We start from the raw sequence: 8,673 nt of genomic DNA, 5'->3' as shown, positions 1-8,673 counted from the left end.
AGCAGAAACCGCTCTCGTTACTCGTCGTATATAGTACTCTTTCAAATAAAGAGTCAATATCATTTTTTACTTTTTTTAAAAATAAAATAGCGCAAACATCTGGTTGTATTTCAATACATTACACTAAAATAAAAATAAAACATGAAAACAGAAAGAGTTAAAGGGAGCATAGCGCCTTTAAAGTAAAATATAGCACCCCATTGCAATGCATAAAAATAGGAAGTGCCTAGGAATGGATTAATCACAATAACGCTTGTTTTATGTTACTTTAATAAGGAAATTTTTCTGCACAGGTACGATTCATAAAGACATTACTGTATAAAGAGAATTCGTATGATCTGTAATTTGTAAAAAGAATCAAATTCTTGTAGAAACATGCTAAGCTATGCTAGCTTTCTTTATTTAATATTGAAAAAGTACTCTTAGAATCTATGTGGGATAACGAACAACAAAAAAACGATCCCGGACAGGACCCTGCTCTTGTCGTTAAACGCTTGCGTCCTGCGCGCCGACAAGTTTCGGCCCGTTGGCTTACGGGAACCGTTCTGACAGGAATCACTTCCTGCATTCTTATGGGTATTGCACTTTTTACGGCTCTTGATGAACAACAGCGATTGGTAACCCCTCCGCAATGGTTTACAAAAGAAAATCTCTCACACACACAAGATCCTGAGGCCAATGGGTATAAAGGGGATCGTATTTCTCCCACCCATGCACGACAAAGCTTTGACAGCAAGCGTCAATTTGAACTATCGATTCTGCAAAAAAAAGGCGATGAACAAGTTATTCAAACACAACATTTTGAATGGATTCGTATGGCTTTAGCCGAAAAGCGCCCCCAGAAATATAGCTATCCAAAATTTGATTCTTTAAGCATTCTTGCCAGTGATTCGAAAAATCAAAGCGCCAAACCACAAGATTCTGGACAGATTTATGGAGCAAAGGTTGAAACAAAAATCACCTTACGCAGCTATGATTTTAAGGTAAATCAATTCGATTTTGATGACAACGATACCCTGACAGATGAAGAGGCACAACAAGAAGTGCAAAAAGCTGGGTTTACGTTAGAAAAAAGTACCGAACTTCTTTCAGTTCTCACATTGATTGATCCTTTAAAGTTAGAAGATGCATCCACTGATTCCCAAGGTACAGAATCCCCTGAAGTTCGCATTGTTCAAGAAAATGTAACCGTTTCCCCTCAAAGTCACCGTATCGATCTGACAAAAAACTATGTTGAAGATATTATTCCTATTCGTAAAAAACAAACGATAGCCGATGCTTTCAAAAAAACCAGTTATACAAAAAAGCAAATTGAACAGGTCGTAAAAACGCTAGAAAAAATTAACCTTTCCGATACCCTTAAAGAGGGAAGTCTTTTACGCATTGGCATCGTGACACAAGCTGGTGAAGAAGATCATCTCGTACGCGCAAGTATCTATCAAGGGATGTATCATGTTCTCACCATTGCGCTAAATGATAAAGGCCAATTCGTTGAAAGCACAGAGCCTAAAATGTCTAAAGCTCTTAAAACGGCTTTTCAAAATGGTATTCCGCATTCTTATATCAATAGCGCGCAATTACCAACAGCTTATGATGCACTCTATCGTGCTTTGCTAAGCCATAATATATCACAATCTCTCTCTCATCGTCTTATTCGTCTGCTTGCCACCAATATTGACATGAAAAGTCCGATAACCCCCAATGATCAAATCGAAATATTTTATGCCGTACCACAAAGCGATAAAGAAAACCAAAATGGCAAAAAGAACTTGAAAGCAAAGGAAGCATCCCAAAACACTGATCCAGAAATTCGTTATATTAGCGCAACTTTTGGAAATACAACTTATAAATATTACCGTTATCAATTAAAAGATGGAAGCGTTGATTATTATGATTCTGAAGGGAGGAGTTCAAAGCCTTTCTTGCTGCGCAAACCCACACCAAATGGGATTTTTGGCTCTCCCTTTGGTCCACGCAAACATCCTATTTTAGGCTATGTTCGCATGCATACGGGAGTTGATTGGGTTGCTCCTAAAGGATCACCCATTATTGCTGTAGGAGATGGTATTGTCACAAGAGTAGGCGTAACAGGTGGCTATGGAAATCACACGGAAATTCAACATGCCAATGGATATGTCAGCAGTTATTCACACCAAAGCCGTTATGCACCAGACATCAAACCAGGCGTGAAAGTACGACAAGGACAAATCATTGGGTATGTTGGAACAACAGGAATGGCAACCGGTCCCCATTGTCATTTTGAAATCATTGTCAATGGCGTCAAAGTTGACCCCATGCGCATCCGTATACCGGATAGCAAAGCCTTAACCAATCAAGACCTACAAACATTCCTACAAGAAAAAAACAATATTGATGCCTTGATCAACAGCCCGATAACCCCCTCCGAAGAAACTTAAAGCATAAAAGCATCTGCATTTTTACGACTCAAAACATCTAAAAATATGCTTTAGCGCTTATTTTTCTCAAAGAGATTTTTTTCTTAAAGAGATTGCCGCACTTTAAATATCTATAAAGAATTCGCCGAAATATGCCACCACCCAAGGTCGCATAACAATGATTAAAAATAAAACGCCCTCCCCTTTGTATGTTTATGCACGATAGAAAAGTGCAAAATATGAAACCCAAAAAGGCTAACTCTTCTTGTTTGTTTTATCAAAACGATAAAAATCCCTTTGTTTTCCATGCAATAAAATTTTAATCAAAGGTGAGTTTTTCTAAAGGATGAAGATTCTAAAACCCATATCATTCTACAAATAACCCGACTTCTTGTTGAAGAGATTTCACCTGTTGAATGCTTATGCTGTTCATAGCCCTAAAGGACAGTGTTTCATAAACTTTACGAGCAAGTTATCCTTAAGAATATTCGTTACACACTTTTACAAAAACACCACATATTTAAAGTTTTATATTTAAAGTTTTACATGCCTTACAAAAAATAACAAAATTTGAAAAAACAATCTCTTCACAAAGAAATAGAGCTTACTAATATAAGTATTATCGGTTTAAAGGAGCTTTTATTCAAAATAAATTTAAATTTTAACTCAAGTACTTCAAAGCTATAAAACATACAAAACCAGGAGAATTTTGAAAGCCGATAATCAGAGTCAGCAAAGTAAAAAACAAAGAGACCAAAAGATAAAGAAGCAATGTTGCTTCTCTTGAAGACAATTGACAATCTGATATGAATGGTGCTGTGTTCGCGTTATCTAAGTTATATTTTTTCTCATTTTTATTAAAACGAACAAGCAGAGAGTAAAGAATTTATCTCTTAAAAAAATCAGTCAGAGCTTTTTTTTGAACTATTCATGCTAAGTTTTGGCAAAGGAATGATAATCTTTGTGCCTCCTAAAGCAGAAGTTTCAAACAGAGGTTTCTCACCAAATTGCATACAGAGCTGTTCCACGACCACACGACCAAGTCCTGTTTTTTGCTCTAAAGTTTGGCTTTTCATTCCCACGCCATCATCTTCTACAATGAGCATCAATTGTCCATCTTTCTGGGGACCAAAAGAGATATAAATATGACCCGTACGTTGATCAGGAAAGGCATGTTTTAAGGAATTTGTCAGCAGTTCACCAAGGATAATTCCAAGTGTTGTCGCATCTCTTGAAGACAGGCGACAATCTTTAAAGTTTGTGTGAATGGCGATGTTTTCACGCAATTCAAAAGGGACTGCCAATTCGACATCATGCACAACAGAACTGAGAAACTCTGCCAAAAAAGTCGTTTCCATATCATCACTTAAGCGCAAACGACGATGTGCTGTAGAAATTGTCTGAATACGATCACGTGCAGCTCCTAGAACAGAACGGACCTCTTCATTTTTACTCCGGTTTAACTGGAGCCCCAGCAAAGAAGACACCGTCCCAAGAGAATTGCCAATGCGATGGCTTGCATCCTGCAACAATATTTCAACCCGTTGGCGTTCTTTTTCAGCGTGATTGCGTGCTCTTTCTAATTCTTGTGTCCGTTCTTTCACGCGGGCTTCCAGAGCGATATTTTCGCTATGAAGCAGCAATTGATACAATTTTAAAGAGCGTACATCACGATGAAAACGATTAATAACAAAATAGGCAGAAATAAAAGTACTCACAACAGAAACAATAGCTGCCAATGTCAAAGCAGCCCGCATCAATGCGATCCCCTCACGCTGTTTTTGTCGCACCACATCATCCCCATTAATAAAGCTTGTCATCAATTGAGCTAAACGTGCCACAGGAATCTTTGATCCTTCAAAAGAGGCAGCATGAGAAGGTTGTTCAGGAATCGCATCAAGAGCATGCATATGGGCATTCATAAATGCTTTTCGTGCTTCAACCTCTTTTTTAAAAGCCGTAAACCATTCATCCCATTGTGGATGCGCATAAACAATAAGTGCGATATAATCGAGAATATCCCCCAACTCCCGCTCTGCATTTTCAAAACGTATTTTATCTTCCGCCTTGCGCGTTTTTGCATAGCTGCGATCAGCAACAGCCATATCAATCAAGCTAATAAGGACCAAATCAGCCTGTTCACGCAATTCTGAACTTGTATTCAACTGTGCGACTTCTCGATCAACGGCATTTGAAAGCAACATAATAAAAACCGATGCCAAAAGAGCCATAACAAGAGAAACAACAATCGCTACCCACCGCCAGCGTGATATCGTTGCATCAGAAGAAGGCATTTGAGGCATCAAATTTGTTTTTGTTGTCATAGAATGTCCATTGGCGAACTTGAAAGTCGTCATTTTTCAGCACAAAGGAAGGCAACCTTATGGAACATAAAACTTAAAGCCCGTGGGAAAGTTTATACAGGCTTTTCTTTTATTCCTAAGGATACACGCCAAACACTCTGAATTTCCTCAGATACTGACTTTACTGTAATAGCTATAACGGGAATAAAAAAAACAAGGCTATCGATCATAATTATTATGCTTTTTTAGCCGTTAAATGAACACAATGTACTTCCAGCTGAATAAGAATCAGGACCATAATCAGACTCACCATCCACCTTGAGAAGTTCTTGTAACCGATTACGCGCCCTGCTCACACGGCTTTTAATGGTTCCAACAGCACAACCACAAATAGCCGCAGCATCTTCATAAGAAAAACCCGATGCCCCAATGAGAATAATGGCTTCTCTTTGATCGGCAGAAAGCAAATTTAAGGCTTTTTTGAAATCTTGCAAATCAAGCGATCCATATTGAGCCGGATGAACAGCGACATTTTGAGTAAACACGCCATCGGTATCTTGAACTTCTCTTCCCTTTTTACGCATTTGACTGTAAAATTCATTGCGCAAAATGGTAAAAAGCCAAGCCTTAAGATTGGTTCCCATCTCAAAACTATCTTGCTTAGCCCATGCCTTCATAACAGTATCTTGGACCAAATCTTCGGCTTTATCCTGCTTACCACTTAAAGAAACAGCAAAAGCTCGTAAAGCCGGCAACACCAAAAGAAGTTCTTGTTTAAAGTTTTTCGCGCACTTTGACATAAAGGATTCAAACCTTTTCCACATTGTTTAAGCCAAATTGCTCTGCGCGCTCCAACTTCTCTAAAAGCTCGAGCAAACACCGTGGCAGTGCTTCTTCTTGAATTTCCATGTAAAATTGACGTAACTTCCGTGCTATTTCGCTATTGACCCCGAGAAGATCATCTCCAACTGTAAATTGTGTGGTGAGATTTTTTTCATCACGGTCGTTCATTTTTCATCCCCCTAATCCATATAATATCAGTAGCACCGCGAAGAATTTTTTCGCCTTATGGTTGTAAATATAGCTGTCGGTAAAAAGTTCCATACAAATCAAGGAACTTTTTTATCTGTTGAGAATTTCAACCAACAAAATGCTTGAAAGGTCAAAGGAGTTATAAATTATGTCATTATCAACGCGCATTGCCCCGCATCTTCCCTATCTTCGGCGTTTTGCCCGCTCTGTCACCGGTAGCCAATCCTCTGGCGATGCTTATGTGTCCGCGATGTTGGAAGCACTCATCGCCGATATCTCCATTTTTCCCAAAGCATCCAGTGACCGAATTGGTACCTATTGGCTTTTTTGCCATCTTTTTGACCAAACCACACCGAACATCCCTGAACCCTTGCCCCAATTTGGTCTTGAACAAAAAACCAGTGCCAAATTATCCTATCTCACGCCCCGTGCACGCCAAGCATTTTTGCTCATTGCCGTTGAAGGATTTCATGAACAAGAAGCCAGCGAAATCATGAATCTGGATACAAAAGAATTCCGTAAGCTTCTCAACCAAGCATCCATTGATATTTCTCAACAAATTGCTACTGAAGTAATGATTATTGAAGATGAACCTCTTATTGCGCTTGATATTGAGCAAATGGTAGAAAGCTTAGGTCATCATGTTGTAGGAATAGCGCGCACGCGTGATGAAGCTGTCATCATGTATCATAAGAAAAAACCACGGTTGATTTTGGCTGATATTCAATTAGCCGATAACAGTTCAGGGATTGACGCGGTCAACGAGATTTTGAAAAATGACCGTATACCGGTGATTTTCATCACGGCTTTTCCCGAAAGGCTGCTGACCGGCGAGCGTCCAGAACCAACTTTTTTAGTGACCAAACCTTTTAACCCTGACATGGTGAAAGCGCTTATTTCCCAAGCTTTATTTTTTCAAGAGAATGCTTCTAAAGCGGCTTAGAACAGAGTAACATCTTAAAATTATGATCGTTACGCCTCTTTCAAAGCCTCCCATGGATAGATCTCATATGAGTGCGCTCATGCAAGCGATTCGTGGTGCTGATATTTGTGTTCTCTATCAGGCAACAAATCTGGTTTATTTATGGGCTGAAAACTTGCCACACCATTTGCACAATAAATGGCGGGTTGGGTGTCGTGACAGCGACTTTTTTTCGCTTGACCTTGCAGACAATATGGAAACCATCAAACTGCAAGTTTTAGCGAGTGGCAAAATGCAAACTGTTGAAGCACGTTTTGAAGATACAAAAAAACAAGAGATTTGGTATAAATTTTCTATTGATTGCCATCGTAATGATAACGGAGACATTATCGGTATTATCACCACCGGTGTTAATATTTCCGGTTTACGCCGCCGTGAACAAGTGCTTAAAATCCTTCTTCGCGAGGTCAGTCACCGTTCTAAAAATCTTCTAGCGATCATTCAAAGTATTGCCAGCCAAACCGCCCGCTATACTGAATCTCTTCAGGTTTTCTTACGCAAATTTCAAGGTCGTCTTCATTCTCTTTCTCATTCTCAAGATCTGATTACTGATTCCGATTGGCGTGGTGCTCAATTTCGCGAATTGGTCCAAACGCAGGCTTTAGGCTATTTTATGAAAGAAACAGAACGTTTTTCACTTGAAGGCGTAGATCCTTATCTTTTTCCCAATGCCGCTTTGCATATTGGTTTGGCTTTTCATGAACTAATTGTAAATTCTCTTTCTTTTGGAGCCCTTTCCCAAGAAAAGGGTAGCATCTGTGTACGCTGTGAAATCGAAACAAAACTGAATGGTAAAACGCAACTTATCATCACTTGGCATGAAAATTTTGAATCTGGCATCCCTCCCACAAACAATAAAAAAGCCTGTTTTGGTAGTGCCGTTCTCGAAAAAATCGTTCCCATTTCCGTAAATGGTTCCGCTTCCCTCAAATTGACAAAAGAAGGAATTATCTATTGCCTCTCTGTTCCTGATACTTATTTTGATATTTTTTCTTAAAAGAGCATTTCAAATAACAAACAAGAGGAGTTTCCCCTTTTTTAGCAAAATTTCTCATCTATTTTATTAAGCACAAAGATATTTTCCAGCCTCTTTAAACCAACCACTATGCCCCCCAATAGCTCCCCACAACCTTAACAATGAGAACTTAAGCCGCATAAAATCCATTTCCGCTGTCAATCAACTTTCATCCCTTATAGAACCACATATTTTAAGAGAGAAACCAAAACAATGAAGAGTAAACCGTTTCAGCTTTTATATGCCAAATAAAAGCGAACCTATTACCTATCTCTTTTTGTGCAACTTTCGCAATGCGCATACAATTCCATTTTGGCAGAATATAAAATTTTAAGGAGTAAAGCTAACATCCATCATCACTCTTCAGCTTTACGGGACTAAAGCATCCACGACAACGACAATTAACTGATGAAATTACATATTTTATGCTTTTATTTATCGCATTCTTTAATGGAGATATCCTCTTCAGATACAATAGGACATCCTAAAACAGAATACACTTGTGTTTTTCATTCACGCACTTTTTTAATATTTCCCAGCGCATCCACGCTCATTTCAAAACAGTGTCTGTAAATAAAATATAATAGCCCCCGTAAAGTGAACCATCAAGCACGCCCCTTTTTACTCCCCATCCTTCTTTACCTTCATACCTCTTTTCACTTCATAAAAGTAGTAGCTGAGCATTATCATACCCTTTGTCCCTCATGTTACAACAGCCATTGACCTTTGAGAGCGTTCATAAGAGGCATTTTAGTCTTTTTTCAAATATTTCTCACCGCCACAAAGCCCATACACACCCTTTTATGACGTGCAAGCCAATGACTTTGATTAATTCACTATAGAACTAGCATCTCAAAGGAGGAACGGACATCTCAAAGGAGGAACGGACATCTCAAAGGAGGAACGGACATCTCAAAGGAGGAACGGACATCTCAAAGGAGGAAC

6 protein-coding genes are annotated in these 8,673 nt (G+C 39.0%); 3 read left to right on the top strand and 3 right to left on the bottom strand.

Annotated elements, in window-relative coordinates:
- Nucleotides 1–431 precede the first annotated feature (431 nt).
- Complete coding sequence (locus ACFIJQ_RS05360; RefSeq protein ID WP_375628935.1) at nt 432–2,417, top strand: M23 family metallopeptidase; 1,986 nt, start codon at nt 432–434, stop codon at nt 2,415–2,417.
- Between the two features lie 881 nt (nt 2,418–3,298).
- Here ACFIJQ_RS05360 and ACFIJQ_RS05355 read toward each other — a convergent pair.
- From ACFIJQ_RS05355 to ACFIJQ_RS05345, 3 genes are all read right to left on the bottom strand, one after another.
- Nucleotides 3,299–4,720 carry a sensor histidine kinase gene (locus tag ACFIJQ_RS05355; RefSeq protein ID WP_273788471.1) on the bottom strand — a complete coding sequence of 474 codons (1,422 nt, stop codon included), beginning with the start codon at nt 4,718–4,720 and terminating at the stop codon, nt 3,299–3,301.
- 224 nt (nt 4,721–4,944) lie between these two features.
- Nucleotides 4,945–5,499, bottom strand: coding sequence for an RNA polymerase sigma factor (locus ACFIJQ_RS05350; protein ID WP_015856820.1), 555 nt, complete (start codon nt 5,497–5,499; stop codon nt 4,945–4,947).
- A gap of 7 nt (nt 5,500–5,506) precedes the next feature.
- On the bottom strand, nt 5,507–5,710 hold the full coding sequence (locus tag ACFIJQ_RS05345; protein WP_015856821.1) for a NepR family anti-sigma factor: 204 nt from the start codon (nt 5,708–5,710) through the stop codon (nt 5,507–5,509).
- Between the two features lie 169 nt (nt 5,711–5,879).
- On the opposite strand from ACFIJQ_RS05345, the gene ACFIJQ_RS05340 reads away from it, so the two are divergent.
- Both ACFIJQ_RS05340 and ACFIJQ_RS05335 read left to right on the top strand, forming a co-directional pair.
- Nucleotides 5,880–6,674, top strand: a complete 795-nt coding sequence (locus ACFIJQ_RS05340) for a response regulator (protein WP_015856822.1) — start codon at nt 5,880–5,882, stop codon at nt 6,672–6,674.
- Nucleotides 6,675–6,696: 22 nt separating this feature from the next.
- Entirely contained in the window at nt 6,697–7,710 is a 1,014-nt protein-coding gene (locus ACFIJQ_RS05335) for a sensor histidine kinase (protein ID WP_273788470.1), read from the top strand.
- Nucleotides 7,711–8,673: the final 963 nt, after the last annotated feature.

This window comes from Bartonella sp. TT67HLJMS (genome assembly GCF_042193375.1).
In the GTDB taxonomy this organism is placed as follows: Bacteria; Pseudomonadota; Alphaproteobacteria; order Rhizobiales; family Rhizobiaceae; genus Bartonella; species Bartonella grahamii.
Note: the sequence above shows the minus strand (reverse complement) of the source record. Positions and strands in the feature narration are given on the sequence as shown.